The organism is Burkholderia sp. IMCC1007 (assembly GCF_027257875.1).
Lineage (GTDB): Bacteria > Pseudomonadota > Gammaproteobacteria > Burkholderiales > Burkholderiaceae > Burkholderia.
On the sequence record NZ_JAPVQY010000028.1, the window covers coordinates 59,966 to 82,112 of the forward strand.

21 protein-coding genes are annotated in these 22,147 nt (G+C 67.3%); 11 read left to right on the forward strand and 10 right to left on the reverse strand.

Annotated elements, in window-relative coordinates:
- Window positions 1-27 precede the first annotated feature (27 nt).
- Window positions 28-1,959, forward strand: coding sequence for a sigma-54-dependent Fis family transcriptional regulator (locus O1Q03_RS22785; protein ID WP_269506297.1), 1,932 nt, complete (start codon window positions 28-30; stop codon window positions 1,957-1,959).
- A 28-nt stretch (window positions 1,960-1,987) separates the two neighbouring features.
- Here the strand turns inward: O1Q03_RS22785 and O1Q03_RS22790 are convergent, their stop codons facing one another.
- Both O1Q03_RS22790 and O1Q03_RS22795 read right to left on the reverse strand, forming a co-directional pair.
- Entirely contained in the window at window positions 1,988-2,422 is a 435-nt protein-coding gene (locus O1Q03_RS22790) for a carboxymuconolactone decarboxylase family protein (protein ID WP_269506298.1), read from the reverse strand.
- The gene (locus O1Q03_RS22795; protein ID WP_269506299.1) at window positions 2,406-2,867 is read right to left on the reverse strand and encodes a MerR family transcriptional regulator; all 462 of its coding nucleotides are present in this window, start codon (window positions 2,865-2,867) and stop codon (window positions 2,406-2,408) included. The genes O1Q03_RS22790 and O1Q03_RS22795 overlap by 17 nt, the downstream gene beginning before the upstream one ends.
- A 305-nt stretch (window positions 2,868-3,172) precedes the next feature.
- Between O1Q03_RS22795 and O1Q03_RS22800 the strand changes: the two genes are divergently transcribed.
- Window positions 3,173-3,763: a ComEA family DNA-binding protein gene (locus O1Q03_RS22800; RefSeq protein WP_269506300.1), complete on the forward strand. Its 591-nt coding sequence runs from the start codon at window positions 3,173-3,175 to the stop codon at window positions 3,761-3,763.
- Between the two features lie 88 nt (window positions 3,764-3,851).
- Window positions 3,852-4,283 carry a YidB family protein gene (locus O1Q03_RS22805; RefSeq protein ID WP_269506301.1) on the forward strand — a complete coding sequence of 144 codons (432 nt, stop codon included), beginning with the start codon at window positions 3,852-3,854 and terminating at the stop codon, window positions 4,281-4,283.
- Window positions 4,284-4,419: 136 nt separating this feature from the next.
- Here the strand turns inward: O1Q03_RS22805 and clpB are convergent, their stop codons facing one another.
- Together clpB and O1Q03_RS22815 are read right to left on the reverse strand one after the other, a co-directional pair.
- Window positions 4,420-7,017, reverse strand: a complete 2,598-nt coding sequence (gene clpB / locus O1Q03_RS22810; RefSeq protein ID WP_269506302.1) for an ATP-dependent chaperone ClpB — start codon at window positions 7,015-7,017, stop codon at window positions 4,420-4,422.
- A 157-nt stretch (window positions 7,018-7,174) separates the two neighbouring features.
- A complete protein-coding gene (locus tag O1Q03_RS22815) occupies window positions 7,175-7,693 on the reverse strand; it encodes an Rrf2 family transcriptional regulator (protein WP_269506303.1) in 519 nt (172 codons plus the stop codon).
- A gap of 273 nt (window positions 7,694-7,966) precedes the next feature.
- Between O1Q03_RS22815 and O1Q03_RS22820 the strand changes: the two genes are divergently transcribed.
- A complete protein-coding gene (locus O1Q03_RS22820) occupies window positions 7,967-8,527 on the forward strand; it encodes a group III truncated hemoglobin (protein WP_269506304.1) in 561 nt (186 codons plus the stop codon).
- A gap of 49 nt (window positions 8,528-8,576) precedes the next feature.
- Here O1Q03_RS22820 and O1Q03_RS22825 read toward each other — a convergent pair whose 3' ends face one another.
- From O1Q03_RS22825 to O1Q03_RS22850, 6 genes are all read right to left on the reverse strand, one after another.
- On the reverse strand, window positions 8,577-9,053 hold the full coding sequence (locus tag O1Q03_RS22825; protein WP_269506305.1) for a molybdenum cofactor biosynthesis protein MoaE: 477 nt from the start codon (window positions 9,051-9,053) through the stop codon (window positions 8,577-8,579).
- 10 nt (window positions 9,054-9,063) lie between these two features.
- Window positions 9,064-9,321, reverse strand: a complete 258-nt coding sequence (moaD, locus tag O1Q03_RS22830) for a molybdopterin converting factor subunit 1 (protein ID WP_269506306.1) — start codon at window positions 9,319-9,321, stop codon at window positions 9,064-9,066.
- A gap of 19 nt (window positions 9,322-9,340) precedes the next feature.
- Window positions 9,341-10,588, reverse strand: coding sequence for a molybdopterin molybdotransferase MoeA (locus O1Q03_RS22835; protein WP_269506307.1), 1,248 nt, complete (start codon window positions 10,586-10,588; stop codon window positions 9,341-9,343).
- 271 nt (window positions 10,589-10,859) lie between these two features.
- The gene (gene thrC / locus O1Q03_RS22840) at window positions 10,860-12,311 is read right to left on the reverse strand and encodes a threonine synthase (RefSeq protein ID WP_269506308.1); all 1,452 of its coding nucleotides are present in this window, start codon (window positions 12,309-12,311) and stop codon (window positions 10,860-10,862) included.
- Window positions 12,312-12,325: 14 nt separating this feature from the next.
- Window positions 12,326-13,654: a homoserine dehydrogenase gene (locus O1Q03_RS22845; protein WP_269506309.1), complete on the reverse strand. Its 1,329-nt coding sequence runs from the start codon at window positions 13,652-13,654 to the stop codon at window positions 12,326-12,328.
- Between the two features lie 60 nt (window positions 13,655-13,714).
- Window positions 13,715-14,953, reverse strand: a complete 1,239-nt coding sequence (locus O1Q03_RS22850; RefSeq protein WP_269506310.1) for a pyridoxal phosphate-dependent aminotransferase — start codon at window positions 14,951-14,953, stop codon at window positions 13,715-13,717.
- A gap of 316 nt (window positions 14,954-15,269) precedes the next feature.
- On the opposite strand from O1Q03_RS22850, the gene O1Q03_RS22855 reads away from it, so the two are divergent.
- The 7 genes from O1Q03_RS22855 (at window position 15,270) to O1Q03_RS22885 (ending at window position 22,146) form a co-directional block, all read left to right on the forward strand.
- Window positions 15,270-15,644 carry an Mth938-like domain-containing protein gene (locus tag O1Q03_RS22855; protein WP_269506311.1) on the forward strand — a complete coding sequence of 125 codons (375 nt, stop codon included), beginning with the start codon at window positions 15,270-15,272 and terminating at the stop codon, window positions 15,642-15,644.
- 123 nt (window positions 15,645-15,767) lie between these two features.
- Window positions 15,768-17,444, forward strand: coding sequence for a glycosyltransferase family 39 protein (locus tag O1Q03_RS22860; protein WP_269506312.1), 1,677 nt, complete (start codon window positions 15,768-15,770; stop codon window positions 17,442-17,444).
- A 13-nt stretch (window positions 17,445-17,457) separates the two neighbouring features.
- Entirely contained in the window at window positions 17,458-17,829 is a 372-nt protein-coding gene (locus O1Q03_RS22865) for an EamA family transporter (RefSeq protein ID WP_269506313.1), read from the forward strand.
- A gap of 131 nt (window positions 17,830-17,960) precedes the next feature.
- Window positions 17,961-19,112, forward strand: a complete 1,152-nt coding sequence (locus tag O1Q03_RS22870) for a DegT/DnrJ/EryC1/StrS family aminotransferase (protein ID WP_269506314.1) — start codon at window positions 17,961-17,963, stop codon at window positions 19,110-19,112.
- Between the two features lie 6 nt (window positions 19,113-19,118).
- Complete coding sequence (locus tag O1Q03_RS22875) at window positions 19,119-20,150, forward strand: glycosyltransferase (protein ID WP_269506315.1); 1,032 nt, start codon at window positions 19,119-19,121, stop codon at window positions 20,148-20,150.
- Window positions 20,147-21,094, forward strand: coding sequence for a formyltransferase (locus tag O1Q03_RS22880; protein WP_269506316.1), 948 nt, complete (start codon window positions 20,147-20,149; stop codon window positions 21,092-21,094). Before O1Q03_RS22875 ends, O1Q03_RS22880 begins: the two co-directional genes overlap by 4 nt.
- Complete coding sequence (locus O1Q03_RS22885) at window positions 21,091-22,146, forward strand: bifunctional UDP-4-keto-pentose/UDP-xylose synthase (protein ID WP_269506317.1); 1,056 nt, start codon at window positions 21,091-21,093, stop codon at window positions 22,144-22,146. The genes O1Q03_RS22880 and O1Q03_RS22885 overlap by 4 nt, the downstream gene beginning before the upstream one ends.
- Window position 22,147: the final 1 nt, after the last annotated feature.

Consider the following 22,147-nt stretch of genomic DNA (forward strand, 5'->3'; position numbering starts at 1 on the left):
CCCTGCCGTACGGAACCGGAGCCGACCATGCCCTATGCCGTCCCCCAGGCCCAGCACGCCGACCGTGTGCTCGGCGCGCTCGCCGGGCGCCTGCCCGCGCCGGCCGACTCGTCGCGCCTCGTGTCGTCGTGGCAGCGCTCGCTCGAGCGCTATGCGCTCGATCCGGCTTCGTCGATCGGCCCGCGCGTGCTGACCGCCGCCGAGCTGCGCGAGGTGCGCGACAAGGAGGAAGCGTTCCTGCGCGCGTCGGGCCAGTGTCTGACACGCCTGCACGACATGATTCGCGTTGCCGACTATTGCGTGATGCTGACCGACGCGCACGGCGTGACGATCGACTACCGGATCGACCGCGAACGCCGCAACGACTTCCGTCATGCGGGCCTGCACATCGGCTCGTGCTGGTCGGAGAGCGAGGAAGGCACGTGCGGCGTCGCGAGCGTGCTGACCGATCTCGCGCCGATCACCGTGCACAAGACCGACCACTTTCGCGCGGCGTTCACCACGCTCACCTGCAGCGCGGCGCCGATCTTCTCGCCGGGCGGCGAACTGATCGGCGTGCTCGATGCATCGGCGGTGCAGTCGCCGGACAACCGTGACAGCCAGCGCCTGGTGTATCAGCTCGTGCGGCAAAGTGCCGGACTGATCGAGGACGGCTACTTCGTGCACAGCACCGCGCAGCACTGGATATTGTTCGGGCATCCGAATCGTCATTACGTCGAGGCGCAGCCCGAATGGCTCATCGCGTTCGACGAATGCGGCAACATCGTCGCCGCGAACCGCCACGCGCGCGAAGCGTTGCCGGCACTGCGCGAACCGCGCCATATCGACGAGATCTTCGACGCGACCGAGATGCCGCTGCGCGATGCCGCGCGGCTCGACGCGATCGTCGCGCTGCGGCTGCGCGCCACCGGCGCCCCGCTTTATGCACGGCTGCGCGCGCCGCTACGGCGCGCCGGCCGCGATACCGGCACGGTACGGGCCGCCCCGGTATCGCGCCGCCCCGGCACCGCGCAGCGCCATGTCGGTGCGCTCACGCCGTTCCTGCACAGCAGCGACGCGCGCATCGCGCAGCAGGCCGAGCTCGCGCTGCGTGTCGCGAGCAAGCGGCTGCCGATTCTCGTGCTCGGCGAAACCGGTGCGGGCAAGGAAGTGTTCGCCCGCGCAATCCACGACGCCGGTGCGCGACGCGCACGGCCGTTCGTCGCGGTCAACTGCGGCGCGCTGCCCGAGGCGCTGATCGAAAGCGAACTGTTCGGCTACGCGGCCGGCGCGTTTACCGGCGCGCGCAAGCATGGCGCGCGCGGCAAGATCGCGCTCGCCGACGGCGGCACGCTGTTTCTCGACGAAATCGGCGACATGCCGCTCGCGCTGCAGACGCGCCTGTTGCGCGTGCTCGCCGACGGCGAAGTCGTGCCGCTCGGCAGCGACACGCCGGTGCGTGTCGATCTGGACGTGATCTGCGCGACGCACCGCGATCTCGCGCAGATGGTGGCCGACGGCACGTTCCGCGAGGATCTGTATTACCGGCTGAGCGGCGCGACATTCGAGCTGCCGCCGCTGCGCGAGCGCGCGGACGTGGGCGACGTGATCGCCACGGTATTCGCGGAAGAGGCGCAGGCGACCGGCCACGTGCTCACGCTCGACCCGGCGCTCGCCGAGCAACTCGCCGCCTACCCGTGGCCCGGCAACGTGCGGCAGCTGCGCAACGTGCTGCGCTATGCGTGCGCGGTGTGCGACGCCGCACGCGTGACGCGGCGCGACCTGCCGGCCGATCTCGCCGCACAGCTCGGCGCCGGCCCGGCCGGCGCGCTGCCGGACGACGAGCGCGGCCGCATCGTCGCGGCGCTCACCGCGCATCGCTGGCGGCCCGATGCCGCGGCCCACGCGCTCGGCATTTCGCGCGCGACGCTGTACCGGCGCATCGCGAAGCACCGGATCGTCGCGCCGCACCGCATCTGACACATCGAGCGCATCGACACCCCGCGCATCACGCGGCGTGCGCAGCCGCTTCGGTCGAGCGGCCTTCGTGATTGACCGCTTCGTCGCGCCGCGTCAATACTTCGTGCGCGGCGAACAACGCGTTGAGCGCGGCCGGAAACCCTGCATACACGGCCATCTGCATGAACACCTCGACGATTTCGTCGCGCGTGCAGCCGACGTTCAGCGCCGCCTCGATGTGTACCTTCAGTTGCGGCTGCGCGTTGCCGAGCGCGGCCAGTGCGGCAATCGTCGCGATCTCGCGCGATTTGAGGTCGAGCTGCGGCCGGCTATAAATGTCGCCGAAACCGAATTCGACGAGCAGACGCCCGAAGTCGGGCGCGATCGGCGCGAGCGCCGCGATCACGCGTTCGCCCACTTCGCCGTCGATTTCCTTCAATTTGTTCCAGCCGCGCGTATAGCGATCGTCAACGAGTCGTTCCATGATGTCCGTCCTGTTCCGAGGATGATTGAGCAGTGTTCGCCCGTCGCTCCGTCTCGCGCTCCTGCGTCTCGTAGTACGCGATCTTGTCGCCGATCGCGTCGAGGCTCGCCTGCAGCTCCGCGATATGCGCGCGCACCGCGTCGCGATGCGCGGCCAGCAAGCGCCGCCGCGCGCCGAACGTCGACTCGCCTTGCGCGCGCAATGCCGCGAACTGCTGCATCTGCGCGATCGGCATGCCGGTCGCTTTCAGACGCATCACGAAGGCAAGCCAGTCGAGATCGGCCGGCGCATAGAGCCGGTGCCCTGCCGCCGTGCGCGAGATCGCGCGCAGCAGCCCGGCCTGCTCGTAGTACCGCAACGTGTGCGTCGACACGCCCGTCAGTTCGGCGACTTGCCCGATCGTCAGCGGGCCGGCAGAGGAAGGTGCGGATACGGTTTTCGACATGGCAGGAGCAAGGTTAGGAGTTAGAGTTCACTCTAAGTCAAGCGTTGTCGAACGACCAGCGCGTCAATGTGCGGCCGTCGCGTCCGCTACCGTCGGACATCGGCGAACACCGTAAAGAATGGTCAAAATCGCGGCCCGGCAGCGCGTTCCGTCTTTACAGCGACGCAAGCGTTCAGCAAGATTCGGACAGCTTGTCTCAAAAAGGGCACGCATTTGTCCTATGCTTAACGGCGGCGCTCGGACACGCGTCGCCCCGCCGTCCGTTGCAACAACCATTCATCCGTCGGAACCTGGGAGCCTTTGCCATGCTGAAAAAGCTGCTGATGCTGTTCGTTGCGCTGTCGCTGTCGCTCGCCGCCGGTCTTGCCGCGGCCGTCGAAGTCAACACGGCCGATCAGGCCGCGCTCGAATCGGTGAAGGGTCTCGGGCCCGTGAAGTCGAAGGCGATCATCGACGAACGCACCAAGAACGGCCCGTTCAAGGATGCGGACGATCTCGCGAATCGCGTCAAGGGCCTCGGCACGAAGTCGGTCGGGCATCTCGAGGAAAACGGCCTGACGATCGGCGGCTCGTCGGCGCCGCCGAAGGGCGTGAAGCTGTCGAAGCCGGCCGCGACGACGTCGGCCACCCCGTCGACCACGACGTCGGCGGGCACCGCATCGACGTCCACGATCGCGGCGCCCACGCCGGCGGCGAGCGCACCGGAAGCGGCCAGCAAGCCGGCCAAGAGCAAGCGTGCATCGAAGAAGGAAAAGGCGGCAGCGGCTGCCGCGGCATCCGCCGACGCGGGCGCGAGCGCACCGGCCGCTGCGTCGTCCACGAAGGCGACGAAGGGTTCGAAGAAGAAGAGCAAGAAGGACAAGGCCGCCTCCGCCGCCGCGGCGTCGGGCGCCTGATGTGCGCCGCGCGCGCGACGGCGTGCGCGCGGCATTCGTTCAACGGGCGCCGTCGGCACGGCGCCCTTTTCAGTGAAGGTGAAGAACCATGGGTCTCCTCGACATCGTTGGCGGTCTGATCGGCGGCCAGGCCGGCGGCAACTCGCAAAGCGCGCTCATCACGACCGCGCTCGAATTCATCAACAACCAGCCGGGCGGCCTGAACGGGCTCATCGAGAAGTTCAAGGCCGGCGGCGCCGGCGACGTGATCGGCTCATGGGTCGGCAACGGCGAAAACCAGCCGATCTCGCCGGACACGCTGCAGAACGTGCTCGGCTCGGACGCCGTCGGCGCGCTCGCGAGCAAGGTGGGCATCGATCCGTCGCAGGCATCGTCGATCCTCGCGCAGGTGCTGCCGCACGTCGTGAATCACGCGACGCCGAACGGCGAAGTGCCGGCCGACGGCCAGGTCGACACGTCGAACGTGCTCGGCGCGCTGTCGCAACTCGCCGGCATGTTCGGCGGCAACAAGCAGGGCTGAGCCGCTCCACTGCGCACGACATCCGCGGCCGCCGCTTCATCCGTTTCGGCCGCTCCATATGCAAACACCCCGCCTGAGCGGGGTGTTTGTTTTTGCGCGCCCGGCGCGAACCGGACACGCGGCCGATGGCCGGCGATCAGTGCACGACGCGGTCGAACACGAACTGGCCGTCGTTGACGTCGACCGGGATCACGTCCTTCGGACCGAAGCGGCCGGCGAGGATTAGCTTCGCGACCGGGTTCTCGATCTCCTGCTGGATCGCGCGCTTCAGCGGCCGCGCGCCGAACACCGGATCGTAGCCGACCTTCGCGATCTGCTCGAGCGCCGACGGCGACACGTCGAGTGCCATGTCGAGCTTCGCGAGCCGGTCGTGCAGGCGTGCGAGCTGGATCTTCGCGATCGACTCGATGTTGCTGCGGTCGAGCGCATGGAACACGACGACGTCGTCGATCCGGTTCAGGAACTCGGGGCGGAAATGCTGCTTCACCTCGAGCCACACCGCGTCCTTGATCTCGTCCTGCGGCGCACCCGTCATCGCCTGGATCACCTGCGAGCCGAGGTTCGACGTCATCACGATCACCGTGTTCTTGAAGTCGACCGTGCGCCCCTGCCCGTCGGTCATGCGGCCATCGTCGAGCACCTGCAGCAGCACGTTGAACACGTCCGGATGCGCCTTCTCGATCTCGTCGAGCAGGATCACGCTGTACGGCTTGCGGCGCACGGCTTCCGTCAGGTAGCCGCCTTCCTCGTAGCCGACGTAGCCCGGCGGCGCGCCGATCAGCCGCGCGACGCTGTGCTTCTCCATGAACTCGCTCATGTCGATGCGGATCAGATGCTCTTCCGAATCGAACAGGAACGACGCCAGCGCCTTGCACAGCTCGGTCTTGCCGACACCCGTCGGGCCGAGGAACAGGAACGAGCCGTACGGACGGTTCGGATCGGCGAGACCCGCGCGCGAACGACGGATCGCGTCCGCCACCGCACTGATCGCCTCGTCCTGGCCGACCACGCGCTCGTGCAGTTTTTCCTCGATGTGCAGCAGCTTCTCGCGTTCGCCCTGCATCATCCGCGACACGGGAATGCCCGTCGAACGCGACACGACTTCCGCGATTTCCTCGGCGCCGACCTGCGTGCGCAGCAGGCGCGGACGCGTCGGGTTGTGCTGCTCCTGCTCTTCGGCCTGCGTGACCTGCTTCAGCTGTGCCTCGAGCTGCGGCAGCTTGCCGTACTGCAGCTCGGCGACCTTCTCCAGCTTGCCTTCACGCTGCAGGCGCGCGATGTCCGCCCGCACCTTCTCGATCTCTTCCTTGAGTTGCGCGCTGCCCTGCACCGCGGCCTTCTCGGCGGTCCAGATCTCTTCGAGGTCCGAATATTCGCGGCCGAGGCGGTCGATCTCTTCCTCGATCAGCTGCAGGCGCTTCTGCGACGCTTCGTCCTGCTCCTTCTTCACGGCTTCGCGCTCGATCTTCAGCTGGATCAGACGACGGTCGAGCTTGTCCATCTCTTCGGGCTTCGAATCGATTTCCATCTTGATCTTCGAAGCGGCTTCGTCGATCAGGTCGATCGCCTTGTCGGGCAGGAAGCGGTCGGTGATGTAGCGATGCGACAGCTCGGCCGCGGCGACGATCGCCGGGTCGGTGATGTCGACACCGTGGTGCAGTTCGTACTTCTCCTGCAGCCCGCGCAGGATCGCGATCGTCGCCTCGACGCTCGGCTCGTCGACGAGCACCTTCTGGAAGCGGCGTTCGAGCGCGGCGTCCTTCTCGATGTACTTGCGGTATTCGTCGAGCGTGGTCGCGCCGATGCAGTGCAGCTCGCCGCGCGACAGCGCCGGCTTCAGCATGTTGCCCGCATCCATCGCGCCTTCGGCCTTGCCCGCGCCGACCATCGTGTGGATTTCGTCGATGAACACGATCGTCTGGCCTTCGTCCTTCGCGATGTCGTTGAGCACCGCCTTCAGGCGTTCCTCGAACTCGCCGCGATACTTCGCGCCGGCGAGCAGCGCGGCCATGTCGAGCGACAGCACGCGCTTGCCCTTCAGCGTCTCGGGCACCTCGCCGTTGACGATGCGCTGCGCGAGCCCTTCGACGATCGCGGTCTTGCCGACGCCCGGCTCGCCGATCAGCACCGGGTTGTTCTTGGTGCGGCGCTGCAGGATCTGGATCGAGCGGCGGATTTCGTCGTCGCGGCCGATCACCGGATCGAGCTTGCCCGCGCGGGCGCGCTCGGTCAGGTCGACCGTGTATTTCTTCAGCGCCTCGCGCTGGCTTTCGGCGTCCTGGCTGTGCACCTGCGAGCCGCCGCGCACCGCGGCGATCGCGGCTTCCAGCGCCTTGCGCGTGAGGCCGTGCTGGCGCGCGAGCTTGCCGGCGTCGCCCTTGTCGTCGGACACGGCGAGCAGGAACATCTCGCTCGCGATGAACGTGTCGTTGAGCTTCTGCGCTTCCTTGTCGGCCTGGTTCAGCAGCCCGGCCAGCTCACGGCCGATCTGGATGTCGCCGCCCGTGCCCGTCACTTGCGGCAGGCGCGAGATCGCCTCGTTCAGCGCGCCTTGCAGCGCCTGCACGTGAACGCCCGCGCGCGACATCAGCGAGCGGGCGGAGCCGTCCTGCTGCGCGACCAGCGCCGCGAGCACGTGAACGGGTTCGATGTATTGATTGTCGCGGCCGGCCGCGAGGCTTTGCGCGTCCGCGAGTGCTTCCTGGAACTTGGTGGTGAGCTTGTCGATTCTCATTTGGTTGAGACCTCCAATTTTCGATTAACACCAAGATGAGGATGGTTATGCGGCTTTCAAGCGAAATTCGGGTTGATTCAGCGCAAAAATCGATGGACGGCGACAAGCGGCCTGCAGGCGCCCGGCAGCCGGATCACGCGGTCACGGCGCCGGCGTGTCAGCCGGCCTTCGACGCGGCTTCCGCGGACGCCGGTGCATCGGCGCTGGACGGCTCGCCACGCGCGCGCGCGACCGGCCGAATGCCGAGCAGCGCGACGAGCGGCGACGCGGGCGTCGCCAGCTCGCCGACCGTATGACGATCGAGTTCGGCGAAGAATGCATCGCGTGCGGCCGCGAGCACGCCCTTCAGCCGGCACTGCGGCTCGATCACGCAGCCGCGCGACTCAGCACCGTCCGCGGGAAAGCAGCCGACCAGCGCGAAATCGCTCTCGGTCGCGCGCACGACCTGGCCGACGGTCAGCGCCAGCGATGCCGGGAAGAGCCGCAGCCCGCCGTTGCGGCCGCGAACGGTGTCGACCCAGCCGAGCTCGCCGAGCTGCTGCACGACTTTCATCAGATGATTCTTCGAGATGCCGTAGGCGTCCGAAATTTCCTGGATCGTCGCGAGCCCGTCGCCGCGCACGGCCAGGTACAGCATCACGCGCAGCGAATAGTCGGTGTAGTCGGTGAGTCTCATGAGCGAATACGGAAAATGGTCGATCGTGCCCCGATATGCGGCCCGTCACCGGGAACGCGTGCCGGGCGGGCTTTTCAGTGCCGCGTGACGAGCCCGGGTTGCCTGGATGGCCTGCGCGCAATAAGATGCACGGGATCCGCACATTTTTCAGGCGTTGGTGGACGCTATTTTGCGTCAAAATCCCGTCGGCGTCCTGCGCATCGGCCGCGCGTGCATCATGCCGTCGCGTCGCCGACACCCGCCAATGCCCCGATTTTCCCGGCCTTTCCTGTCATGACCGCCCTGCCCGCCTCGCCCGATACCGCACCGGCCCGCCCCCGCGACGCCGAACCGACCGAAGACAACATCCGCGACCTCGTCTACGCGTTCTACGACCGCGTGCGCGCGGATCCGCTGCTCGGGCCCGTGTTCGACGCGAAGCTGAACGGCCGCTGGGACGATCATCTGCCGAAGATGGTCAGCTTCTGGTCGAGCCTCGTGCTCGGCACCAAGGGCTATCGCGGCAACGTGCAGCAGGCGCACCAGCCGCTCGACGGGATCGAACCCGCGCACTTCAGCCGCTGGCTGTCGCTGTTCCTGAAGACCGTCGACGCACGCTACACGCCGCCCGCGGCGATCCGCTTCATGGAACCCGCGCTGCGGATCGCGCAAAGCCTGCAGCTGAGCCGTTTCGGCTGGGACTACGAGATTCCGCCCGAGCAGCAGGCGCTGCTCGATGCGATCGCGCCGCGCCGCCGCGATGGCGGCGACGACGCGCATGCGCTGCCGTCACGCGCCCGCGGCGAGCCGTTTCCGACCAAGATCATCGGGCGCGGCAGCGATCCGGACGCGTAACGCGGCAATCCGGCGCCTGCGGCAGATCGCCGCAACGACGGCGCCGCGCTCAACGCGGCGTGTTGCTCGATTCGACGCCCCAGCGCGCCAGCGCGGCGTCGTCGGCACTGCGGGCATCGACCCAGCGCTCGCCGTCCGGTGTCGTTTCCTTCTTCCAGAACGGCGCCTCGGTCTTCAGATAGTCCATCACGAACTCGCACGACGCGAACGCATCGCCGCGATGCGACGCGACCGTGGCGACCATCACGATCTGGTCGAGCGGCAGCAGCCGGCCGACGCGGTGCACGATCGCGACATCGATGCCGGGCCAGCGCCGGCCGGCCTCGGCGGCGATCTTCTCGAGCGCCTTCTCGGTCATCCCCGGATAGTGCTCGAGCTCCATCGCGGCGACCGACTCGCCTTCGTTCAGGTCGCGCACCGTGCCGACGAAGCATGCGATCGCGCCGATCTTCGGGTTGCGCGCACGCAGCGCCGCCACTTCGGCGTTCAGGTCGAAATCGCCGGTCTGGACTCGTACCGTAGCCATGATGCCCCCGTCAGCCGCCCGTCACCGGCGGAAAGAATGCGACCTCGCAGCCGTCGGTGACGCGCGTGTCGGGGCCGGTCATCTCGTGGTTGCACGCCATGCGCAACGCGCGCCCTTCGGCGAGCGTCTCGGCCCACGCGCCGCCGCGCAGGCGCAGCCATGCGCGCACGTCGCCGACGGTCGTCACGCCGTCCGGCACGTCGGCCTGTTCGTCGGACACGCCCAGCGCCTCGCGCACGCTTGCAAAGAATTTCAGTTGAATCTTCATGGATCGGGAAGCCGTCGCGTTACGACAGCAGTTCGGAAAACGGAATGAAACGCACGGTCTCGCCGGCGCTGATCGCGTGCTGCGGCGGATTGTCGATCAGGCCGTCGCCCCAGACGGTCGACGTCAGCACCGCCGAGCTCTGGTTCGGGAACAGATCGAGGCCGCCGGCCGCATTGACGCGCGCGCGCAGGAATTCGTTGCGGCGATCGCCCTTGCTCTGCGAGAAGTCCGCGCGCAACGACAGCGCGCGCGGCGCGACGTCGCGCACGCCGGACAGGCGCAGCAGGAACGGCCGCACGAACAGCAGGAACGTGACGAAGCTCGACACGGGATTGCCCGGCAGCCCGATGAAATGCGCATCGGCACGCGCGTCGCCGCGGCGCACCGCGCCGAACGCGAGCGGCTTGCCGGGCTTCATCGCGATCTGCCACAGCGCGAGCCGCCCTTCGGCCTCGACGGCCGGCTTCACGTGATCCTCGTCGCCGACCGATACGCCGCCGCTCGTCAGGATCACGTCGTGATCGCGCGCGGCCTCGCGCAGCGTGTCGCGGGTCGCCGCGAGCGAGTCGGGCACGATCCCGTAGTCGGTCACGTGGCAGCCGAGCCGCTCCAGCAGCCCGCGCAGCGTGAAGCGGTTCGAGTTGTAGATCGCACCGGGCTTCAGCGGCTCGCCGGGCATCGTCAGTTCGTCGCCGGTGAAGAACACCGCGACACGAATCCGCCGCGCGACCGGCAACTGCGCGCAGCCGACCGACGCCGCGAGGCCGAGCGCCTGCGGCGTGAGACGCGTGCCGGCCGGCAGGATCACCGAACCCTGGCGGATGTCCGCGCCCTGCGCGGTGATCCATTCACCGGCCTTCGGCGTGTGCAGGATCTCGACCGCGTCGCCGTCGGCCGATGCCTGCTCCTGCATCACGACGGCGTCGGCGCCGGGTGGCACGGTTGCGCCGGTGAAGATCCGCGCGGCCGTGCCCGCGGCGAGCGGCGCGGCCGGATGGCCGGCCGGAATCCGCTGCGACACGGGCAGGCGGCGGTCGCCGTGCAGCAGATCGGCAACGCGCACCGCATAGCCGTCCATCGCGCTCGTATGCATCGGCGGCACGTCGAGCGGCGAGGTCACGTCGGCCGCGAGCACGCGGCCGAGCGCATCGAGCGTCGCGACGGTTTCGGCGCCGGCCAGCGGTTTCGCGGCATCGAGCAGTGCGGCGAGCGCTTCGGCGGTCGACAGCATCGGCGCGCGCGGCGCCACGGAATTCGGGTTCGACATCGATGGAATCGGGGATCGGTGGAATCAATACGTCATTGTAGCGACGCCGTCGCACGCACGCGCGATATGGCCGACATGCGAAAACTGTGATCGGCGCGAACGTGCGGGGCTGATACGTGTTTCGTGATGCCCCGGGCGGCCGCCACGCGCACGGGCCCAGCCGATGCTTCGGCCGCCGCGGCACCAAGCAAAACGGCCGGAACCCCGATCCGTGCGACGAATCGGCATTCCGGCCGTCCTGCGGGCACGCCGGGCTCACGCCCGGCGGCACTCATGCGCCCGTATGGGCGGCGATGAAGTCCTTCACCTGTTGCGCGTCGGCCTTCACGACCTCGAAACGCTGCGGCAGCGCCTCGAGCCCGTCGAACGCGGCCGGCCGCTCGGCTTCGCGATCGAGCGCTTCGCGGATCGTCTCGCCGAACTTGATCGGCTGCGCCGTCTCGAGCACGACCATCGGCACGCCGGCCTCCAGATGCTCGCGCGCGACCTTCACGCCGTCGGCCGTGTGCGTGTCGATCATCGTGTCGTAGCGCGCGAACACGTCGCGGATCGTCGCGATGCGGTCGGTGTGGCTGCTGCGGCCCGACACGAAACCGAATTCGGCGACGCGCGCGAAATCGCCGCTCGCCGCGAGATCGAAGCCGCCCTTCTCCTCGACGTCGCGGAACAGTTGCATCACGCGGGCCGGATCGCGGCCGAGCAGGTCGAACACGAAGCGCTCGAAGTTCGATGCCTTCGAGATGTCCATGCTCGGGCTGCTCGTGTGATAGGTGTTCTCGGCGCTGCGCACGCGGTATGCGCCGGTGCGGAAGAACTCGTCGAGCACGTCGTTCTCGTTGGTCGCGACCACCAGCTTGGCGATCGGCAGCCCCATCATCCGCGCGATGTGGCCCGCGCAGACGTTGCCGAAGTTGCCCGACGGCACCGTGAACGACACGCGCTCGTCATTCGACTGCGTCGCCGCGAAGTAGCCCTTGAAGTAGTACACGACCTGCGCGACGACGCGCGCCCAGTTGATCGAGTTGACCGTGCCGATCTTCTGCTGCGCCTTGAACGCGTGATCGTTCGATACGGCCTTCACGATGTCCTGGCAGTCGTCGAACACGCCTTCGACCGCGAGGTTGAAGATGTTCGGATCCTGCAGGCTGAACATCTGCGCGGTCTGGAACGCGCTCATCTTCTTGTGCGGCGACAGCATGAACACGCGCACGCCGGCCTTGCCGCGCATCGCGTATTCGGCCGCGCTGCCGGTATCGCCCGACGTCGCGCCGAGGATGTTCAGCGCTTCGCCGTGCTTCGCAAGCGTGTACTCGAACAGGTTGCCGAGCAGCTGCATCGCCATGTCCTTGAACGCGAGCGTCGGGCCGTTCGACAGTTCGAGCAGCGACAGCGCCGTGCCGTGCTCGGTGCCGAGCGTTTTCAGCGGCGTGATGTCGGACGCGTTCTCGCCGTGGCGCGTGTTGCTGTACACGGCGGCCGTGTACGTGCGGCGCGTGATCGCGCGCAGGTCGTCGGCCGGCACGTCGTCGCAGAACTTCGACAGGATCTCGAATGCGAGATCCGCGTACGACAGCGTGCGCCAGCGCGCGAGCTCGTCGGCCGACACCTTCGGATACTCGGCCGGCAGGTAGAGCCCGCCGTCCTTCGCGAGACCGCCGAGCAGGATGTCGGAGAACGTATGGCGCTCGCCGATGCCGGCGCCGCGCGTGGAGATGTAGTTCATGTCGTTCCTGGTCCTCAGTTCAGCGCTTCCATGCGCAGCTTCGTCACCTTCGAGACCACCGTCGCGAGGCTTTCGATCTGCGCGATCGCCGCATTGACGTTCTTCTCGACCGTCTCGTGCGTGATCAGGATGATGTCGGTCTCGCCGTTCGCGCCGTCGACCTGCTCCGATTCCTTCTGCAGCAGCGCGTCGATCGAGATGCCCGATTCGGCGAGGATGCGCGTGATCGCGGCGAGCACGCCCGTCTGGTCGGCCACGCGCAGGCGCAGGTAGTAGCCGCTCGTCACTTCGTCGATCGGCAGGATCGGCGTGTTCGACAGGCTGTCCGGCTGGAACGCGAGGTGCGGCACGCGATGCTCGGGGTCGGCCGTGTGCAGGCGCGTGACGTCGACGAGATCCGCGACGACCGCCGACGCGGTCGGTTCCGCGCCCGCGCCCTTGCCGTAGTACAGCGTCGTGCCGACCGCGTCGCCGTGCACGACGACCGCGTTCATCGCGCCTTCGACGTTCGCGAGCAGGCGCTTCTCGGGGATCAGCGTCGGGTGCACGCGCAGCTCGATGCCGTGTTCGGCGCGGCGCGCGATGCCGAGCAGCTTGATCCGGTAGCCGAGCTCCTCCGCGTAGCGGATGTCGGTGGCGTCGAGCTTGCTGATGCCTTCGACGTACGCGCGGTCGAACTGGACCGGCACGCCGAACGCGATCGCGCTCATGATCGTCGCCTTGTGCGCGGCATCGACGCCTTCGATGTCGAAGGTCGGATCGGCTTCCGCGTAGCCGAGTTCCTGCGCGGCCTTCAGCGCGGTCGCGAAGTCGAGGCCGCGGTCGCGCATTTCCGACAGGATGTAGTTCGTCGTGCCGTTGATGATGCCCGCGATGTACTGGATGCGGTTCGCGGTCAGGCCTTCGCGCAGCGCCTTGATGATCGGGATGCCGCCGGCGACGGCCGCCTCGAACGCGACCATCACGCCCTGCTCGCGCGCGGCTTCGAAGATCTCGGTGCCGTGCACCGCGAGCAGCGCCTTGTTCGCCGTCACGACGTGCTTGCCGTTCGCGATCGCGCGCAGCACGAGCTCGCGCGCGATGCCCGTGCCGCCGATCATCTCGGCGATGATCGCGATCGACGGATCGTCGACGACCGCGTTGAAATCGTCGGTGATCTGCGCGCCGGCAGCGTCACCGCCGAGCGCAGCCTGCGCCTTGGCCGGGTTGCGCACCGCAATGCGCGCGACCTCGATGCCGCGCCCCGCGCGTCGCTTGATTTCTTCCTGGTTGCGGCGCAGCACCGTGAAGGTGCCGCTGCCTACGGTGCCGAAGCCCAACAGGCCAACTTTGATCGGTTCCATGCTGCGTGTGATCGATGAGTGAGATTAGAGAATGGGGGAATGCCGTGTGATCCTGTCCGCTCAGACCGAGTGGCGCTTGCGGTAGCCGTCGAGGAAGCGCGCGATCCGGTTGATCGAATCGGTCAGGTCGTCGAGGTTCGGCAGGAACACCACGCGGAAGTGATCCGGCGCCGCCCAGTTGAAACCCGTGCCCTGCACGAGCAGCACGCGCTCCTCGAGCAACAGGTCGAGGATGAACTGCTGGTCGTTCTGGATCGGGTAGATCTTCGGATCGAGGCGCGGGAACATGTACAGCGCGGCCTGCGGCTTCACGCAGGTCACGCCGGGAATCGACGTGAGCATGTCGTACGCGAGTTCGCGCTGCTTGAAGAGGCGCCCGCTCGGCACGATCAGCTCGTTGATGCTCTGGTAGCCGCCAAGTGCCGTCTGGATCGCGAACTGCCCCGGCACGTTTGCGCACAGCCGCATCGACGACAGGATCCCGAGCCCTTCCAGGTAATCCTTCGCGCGCCGGCGGTTGTCGCCGCCGAGGCCCGACACGGCCATCCAGCCCGCGCGATAGCCGCACGAGCGATAGCTCTTCGACAGGCTGTTGAAGGTGACCGTGATCACGTCCTCCGACAGCGAACCCAGCGCCGTGTGCTCGAGCCCGTCGTAGACGATCTTGTCGTAGACCTCGTCGGCGAACACGATCAGCCCGTGCTGGCGCGCGATCTCGAGCAGTTCGAGCAGCAATTCGTCGGAATAAAGCGCGCCGGTCGGGTTGTTCGGGTTGATCACGACGATCGCCTTCGTGTTCGGCGTGATCTTGCTGCGGATGTCGTCGAGGTCGGGCATCCACGCGTTCTGCTCGTCGCACACGTAGTGCACGGGCGTGCCGCCGGACAGGCTCACGGCGGCCGTCCACAGCGGGTAGTCGGGCGCCGGCAGCAGCACTTCGTCGCCGTCGTTCAAGAGCGCCTGGGTGGCCATCACGATCAGCTCGGACGCGCCGTTGCCGATGTAGATGTCGTCGAGGCCGACGCCGACGACGCCCTTTTCCTGCGTGTAGTGCATCACGGCCTTGCGCGCCGAGAACACGCCCTTCGAATCCGAATAGCCGGACGACGCGGGCAGGTTGCGGATCATGTCCTGGATGATTTCGTCCGGCGCGTCGAATCCGAACGGCGCGAGGTTGCCGATGTTCAGCTTGATGATGCGGTGGCCTTCTTCCTCGAGGCGCTTCGCGTGCTCGAGCACCGGGCCACGGATGTCGTAGCACACGTTGAGCAGCTTGTTCGACTTCTGAATCGGTTTCACGACGACACGGTTCCTGGGTTGGCCTCGCGGCCGGGGGACGGGATCAAAACTGGAGAGCGGCCGGTCTGTGCGCGCTGTCTAGACTGGGGAAAAAGCGGGCGGTCGGACGCGGCTTGTGGCGACGCTCGACGCAAGTGGCGCCCGGGGGCAACCAAAAAGTTATAATTTAGCGGATTTTGGCCGACTTTCGCAATGCACCATAGCCGCGCCGGGCCCGCGCCGTCGGGCGTCCCGCGCGCGGCGGCGCGCGAAACCGGCCGCCCGGGGCCGTGCGGCCCTTGCCAGACATTCCCCCTACGGAACGCGGAATACCGATTTGAAACTGCACCAGGACACGAGCGGCGCGCTCAATACCGTCACCGGCTACGGCCCCGATTATGTCGACGTCAACCTCCAGCGCCACGAGGGCAGCGTCATCGTGCTGCCCGGCGCGCCGGTCCGAGCGTGGCCCGTGTCGTCGTTCGACGCGCTCACGCCCGAGCATTTCGCGATGCTGCTCGAGCCGGCGCCCGAGCTCGTCATCTTCGGCAGCGGCGCGCGATTGCGCTTCCCGCACCCGCGCCTCGTGGCCGCGCTCGCGGCCAAGCGGATCGGCGTCGAGACGATGGATTTCCAGGCCGCGTGCCGCACCTACAACATCCTGATGGCCGAGGGCCGCAAAGTCGCCGCCGCGCTCTTAATTGAACGTTAATCCGCGATGCGGTAAAACTCGGGCCGGCGCAGCGGTCGATCCCCCGATCGACACGCGGCAGCCCGCCCGCCCCCGGCGCGACGCGCCGGCGGCCCGTCATAACAACCAACAGGCTCAAAACCCATGAACGATACGCCGTCGAGGCTACCGCTCAATCGCATCACGCTCGTCCTCCTGCTCGTCGCGCTCGCGATCGTCTGGTTCGCGCCGCTCGGGCTGCGCCACTTGATCCCCAGCGACGAAGGCCGCTACGCCGAGATGGCGCGCGAGATGTTCGTCACCGGCGACTGGATCACGCCGCGCTACAACGGCTACAAGTACTTCGAGAAGCCGCCGCTGCAGACCTGGCTGAATGCGCTGACGTTCGCGTGGTTCGGCATCGGCGAATGGCAGGCGCGGCTCTACACCGGGCTCGCCAGCTTCGCCGGCGTGCTGCTGGTCGGCTTCACGGGCGCGCGCCTGTTCAACCCGCTGTCCGGCTTCCTCGCGGCCGTCGTGCTCGCGTGCTCGCCGTACTGGAACCTGATGGGCCACTTCAACGCGCTCGACATGGGGCTCGCGTTCTGGATGGCGCTGTCGCTCTGCTCGCTGCTGCTCGCGCAGCGGCCCGGCCTGCGCGCGGGCGCCGTGCGCGGCTGGATGTGGGCGTGCTGGGCCGCGATGGCGTTCGCGGTGCTGTCGAAGGGCCTCGTCGGCCTGATCCTGCCCGGCGCCGTGCTGGTGCTCTACACGCTGATCGCACGCGACTGGGCGCTGTGGAAGCGCCTGTACCTGGTGAGCGGCGTCGTGATCTTCTTCGCGATCGTCACGCCGTGGTTCGTGCTCGTCCAGCAGCGCAACCCCGAATTCTTCAACTTCTTCTTCATCGTCCAGCAGTTCCGCCGCTACCTGACCCCGGAACAGAACCGGCCGGGCCCGTTCTACTACTTCGTGCCGGTGCTGCTGGTCGGCTTCCTGCCGTGGCTGTCGGTCGCGTGGCAGAGCCTGCGCCATGCGCTGCGCATGCCGCGCCAGCCCAACGGCTTCGCGCCGATGCTCGTGCTGCTGATCTGGAGCGCCTTCATCTTCCTGTTCTTCAGCGCGTCGCATTCGAAGCTGATCTCGTACGTGCTGCCGGTCGCGCCGGCGCTCGCGCTGATCATCGGTGCGTACCTGCCGCTGATGAGCGCCGACCGGTTCCGCCGTCACCTGCTCGGCTACCTCGTGTTCCTCGTCGTGGCGGCGTTCGGGATCATCTTCCTTGCGTACCAGGGCGACGCCCGCACGCCGAACGCGCTGTATCGCGCGTTCCAGCTGTGGCTGTACGCGGGCCTCGCGGTCGCGGCCGTCCTGACGCTCGCCGCCGCGTGGCTGAACCGCCGCACCGGCGTCGCCGCCGCGATCGCCGCGTTCGGCGCCGCATGGCTCGCGTTCGGCACGATCGGCGGCACCGGCCACGACGAGTTCGGCCGCTACAGCTCGGGCGCGCTGCTCGCGCCGGCCGTGCGCGCGGAGCTCGCGAAACTTCCGGCCGACACGCCGTTCTACTCGATCGACATGCTCGATCACACGTTCCCGTTCTATGCCGGCCACACCACGATCATGGTCCACCGCCAGGACGAGCTCGCCTTCGGGATCTCGGTCGAGCCGAACAAGTGGATCCCGACCGTCGACGAATGGATCACGCGCTGGAACCAGGAAACCCATGCGCTCGCGATCATGTCGCCCAGCGAATACGACACGCTGGTCAAGCAAGGCCTGCCGATGCGCGTGATCGCGCGCGACAACCGCCGCGTGATCGTCGAAAAACCGCAATCGTAAGGATCCGTACTGCATGAATCCCGTTTCGCTCGTCTGTATCGTCACCGGCGTGATGCTGAACGCCTGTGCGCAACTTCTGCTGAAAGCCGGCGTCAACGCTGTCGGGCACTTCGAATTCACGCCGTCGAACATCGTCCCGGTCGGGCTGAAGATCGCGACCCAGTTGCCGATCATCGGCGGCCTGAGCTGCTACGTGCTGAGCGTCGTCGTCTGGATTGTCGGGCTGTCGCGCGTCGACGTGTCGATCGCGTACCCGATGCTGTCGCTCGGCTACGTGGTCAACGCGTTCGCGGCGTGGTACCTGTTCGGCGAGGTGTTGTCGATGCAGAAACTCGTCGGCATCGGCATCATCCTGGTCGGCGTGGTCGTGCTCGCACGCAGTTGAGCGGCCGCCGCGCGCGTTAAGCGTTCGCCTACAAAAAATCACGGTACGAATCGGCCAACCGGTGTTTAATGCCGGTTTCGGGCCGGATCGCCCGACCCCTTTATTACACGCCATTACGAGCCAAAGCGTTCATGAGCCAGACTACCGCTCCGTTTCTGCCGTTCACCCGCCCCGAAATCGATGAGGAAACCATCCAGGGCGTCGTCGACGTGCTGCGCTCGGGCTGGATCACCACCGGCCCGCAGTGCCAGAAATTCGAAGCCGCGCTGTCCGAGTACTGCGGCGGCCGGCCCGTCCGCGCGTTCAATTCGGGCACCTGCACGCTCGAGATCGGGCTGCGCATCGCGGGCGTCGGCGCCGGCGACGAGGTGATCACGACGCCGGCATCGTGGGTCTCGACCAGCAACGTGATCCTCGAGACGGGCGCGACGCCCGTGTTCGCCGACATCGACCCGATCACGCGCAACATCGATCTCGACAAGCTCGAGCAGGCGATCACGCCGCGCACGAAGGCGATCATCCCCGTGTATCTGGCCGGCCTGCCGGTCGACCTGGACCGGCTGTACGCGATCGCCCGCGCGCGCAACCTGCGCGTGATCGAGGACGCCGCGCAGGCGCTCGGCTCGACGTGGAACGGCAAGCGCATCGGCGCGATCGGCGACATCGTGTCGTTCAGCTTCCACGCGAACAAGAACCTGACGACGATCGAGGGCGGCGCACTCGTGCTGAACAACGACGACGAGGCGACGCTCGCGCAGAAGTACCGGCTGCAGGGCATCACGCGCACCGGCTTCGACGGGATGGACTGCGACGTGCTCGGCGGCAAGTACAACCTGACCGACGTCGCCGCGCGCGTCGGCCTGGGCCAGCTGCCGCACCTCGAGCGCTTCACCGCGCAGCGCCGCGCGCTCGCGCGCGCGTATTTCGCCGCGCTCGCCGACGGCCCGGCCGTGAAGCTCGGGCTCGGCCTGCCCGTCGCCGATTTCGAGAACAGCAACTGGCACATGTTCCAGGTCACGCTGCCGCTCGACCGGCTGTCGATCCCGCGCGCCGATTTCATGGCGCAGATGAAGGAACGCGGGATCGGCACGGGCGTGCACTACCCTGCCATCCACCTGTTCACGCTGTATCGTGCACGCGGCTTTACCGAGGGCATGTTCCCTCACGCCGAACGCTACGGCGCGTCGACCGTCACGCTGCCGCTCTTCACGCAGATGACCGAGGACGACGTGCGTCGCGTAGCCGACGCCATCAACCAGATTTGCGAACAATACGGAAAATAAGCGTACATGAGTCACCTTGAAGCACGCGCCGGGCATCCGGGCGCCGCGAATCCGGAAGTATCGATCATCATTCCCGTGTACAACGAGGAAGATGGCCTGGCCGCGCTGTTCGCGCGGCTGTACCCGGCACTCGACGCACTCGGCACGTCGTACGAAGTGATCCTGATCAACGACGGCAGCCGCGACCGCTCGGCCGCCATGCTCGCCGACCAGTTCCACGTGCGCCCCGACACGACGCGCGTCGTGCTGCTCAACGGCAACTACGGCCAGCACATGGCGATCCTCGCCGGCTTCGCGCAGTCGCGCGGCGAGATCGTCATCACGCTCGATGCCGACCTGCAGAATCCGCCCGAGGAAATCGGCAAGCTGATCGCGAAGATGCACGAGGGCTATGACTACGTCGGCTCGATCCGCAAGCAGCGCCAGGACAGCCTGTGGCGGCGCAAGGCGTCGCAGATGATGAACCGGCTGCGCGAGCGCATCACGCGCATCAAGATGACCGACCAGGGCTGCATGCTGCGCGCGTACAGCCGCCGCATCATCGACACGATCAACGTGTGCGGCGAAGTCAACACGTTCATCCCGGCGCTCGCATACACGTTCGCGCAGAAGCCGACCGAAATCGAGGTCGCGCACGAGGAACGCTTCGCGGGCGAGTCGAAGTACTCGCTGTACAGCCTGATCCGGCTGAACTTCGACCTCGTGACGGGCTTCTCGGTCGTGCCGCTGCAGTGGCTGTCGTTCATCGGCGTGATCCTGTCGCTCGGTTCCGCCGCGCTGTTCGTGCTGCTGCTCGTGCGCCGCTTCATCGTCGGCGCGGAAGTGCAAGGCGTGTTCACGCTGTTCGCGATCACGTTCTTCCTGCTCGGCGTGATCATCTTCGCGCTCGGCCTGCTCGGCGAATACGTGGGCCGGATCTACCAGCAGGTGCGCGCACGGCCGCGCTACCTGATCCAGGCCGTGCTCGAGCAGCACGACGGCGTGCCGGCAGCGCCGCCGGCGCCGGCCGCCGCGAACCGCCCGGGAGCCGCGCAATGAAGCCGCGCGCCGTCGTCTTCGCGTATCACAACGTCGGCGTGCGCTGCCTGCAGGTGCTGCTTGCGCGCGGCGTCGACGTCGCGCTCGTCGTCACGCACGCGGACAACCCGAACGAGAACATCTGGTTCGGCAGCGTCGCGTCGGTTGCCGCCGAGCACGGGATCCCGGTGCTCACGCCGGCCGACCCCGCCGATCCGGCGCTGCGCCGCGCGGTATCCGACGCGCAGCCGGACTTCATCTTCTCGTTCTACTACCGTCACATGCTGCCGGAGGACCTGCTCGCGATCGCGCCGCGCGGCGCGTACAACATGCACGGTTCGCTGCTGCCGAAATACCGGGGTCGGGTACCGACCAACTGGGCCGTGCTGAACGGCGAAACGGAAACCGGCGCGACGCTGCACGAGATGGCCGCGAAGCCGGACGCCGGCGCGATCCTCGGCCAGACCGCGGTGCCGATCCTGCCGGACGATACGGCCGCGCAAGTATTCGACAAGGTCACGGTCGCCGCCGAGCAGACGCTCTGGCGCGTGCTGCCCGCGCTGCTCGCGGGCGAGGCGCCGCACCTGCCGAACGATCTCGCGGCGGGCAGCTACTACGGCGGGCGCAAGCCGGAGGACGGTCGCATCGACTGGTCGAAGCCGGCCGCGCAGGTCTACAACCTGGTGCGCGCGGTCGCGCCCCCGTATCCGGGCGCGTTTACCGACGTCGGCGGCACGCGCTTCGTGATTGCCCGCGCGCGCGTGGCCGCGCCCGGCAGCGCGGCTGCGGCGGCCGCGGCAGATTTGCCGCCCGGCCTGCACGTAAGCGATAATGCGCTATTCGGCGTCTGCGGCGACAGCCGCGCCCTATCCATTCTCGAGCTGTGGCAGCAGCGCGACGGCAGCGAAAGCGTCGTGACGCCCGCGGAATTCGCGCAGTTCATTCATTCTTCCCGTCATTCATGAAAGCAAAAAAAGTCCTGATCCTGGGTGTGAACGGCTTCATCGGCCATCACCTGTCGAAGCGCATTCTTGAAACCACCGATTGGGAAGTGTTCGGCATGGACATGCAGACCGATCGGCTGGGCGACCTCGTCAACCACGAGCGGATGCATTTCTTCGAAGGCGACATCACGATCAACAAGGAGTGGGTCGAGTATCACGTGAAGAAGTGCGACGTGATCCTGCCGCTCGTCGCGATCGCGACGCCCGCGACCTACGTCCAGCAGCCGCTGCGCGTGTTCGAACTCGACTTCGAGGCGAACCTGCCGATCGTGCGTTCGGCCGTCAAGTACGGTAAGCACCTCGTGTTCCCGTCGACCTCCGAGGTCTACGGCATGTGCTCGGACGAGCAGTTCGACCCGGATGCATCGGCCCTCACCTACGGCCCGATCAACAAGCCACGCTGGATCTACGCGTGCTCGAAGCAGTTGATGGACCGCGTGATCTGGGGCTACGGGATGGAAGGCCTGAACTTCACGCTGTTCCGCCCGTTCAACTGGATCGGCCCGGGCCTCGACTCGATCTACACGCCGAAGGAAGGCAGCTCGCGCGTCGTCACGCAGTTCCTCGGCCACATCGTGCGCGGCGAGAACATCAGCCTCGTCGACGGCGGCTCGCAGAAGCGCGCGTTCACCGACATCGACGACGGCATCAGCGCGCTGATGAAGATCATCGAGAACAAGAACGGCGTCGCGACGGGCAAGATCTACAACATCGGGAATCCGAAGAACAACTTCTCGGTGCGCGAGCTCGCGCACAAGATGCTCGAACTGGCCGCCGAATTCCCGGAATACGCCGACTCCGCGAAGCAGGTTCAGCTCGTCGAAACGACGTCGGGCGCCTACTACGGCAACGGCTACCAGGACGTGCAGAACCGCGTGCCGAAGATCGACAACACGATGCAGGAACTCGCGTGGGCGCCGCAGTCGACGTTCGACGAAGCACTGCGCAAGATCTTCGAAGCGTATCGCGGCCATGTCGGCGACGCGCGTGCGCTCGTCGAGCAGCAGAGCTGAC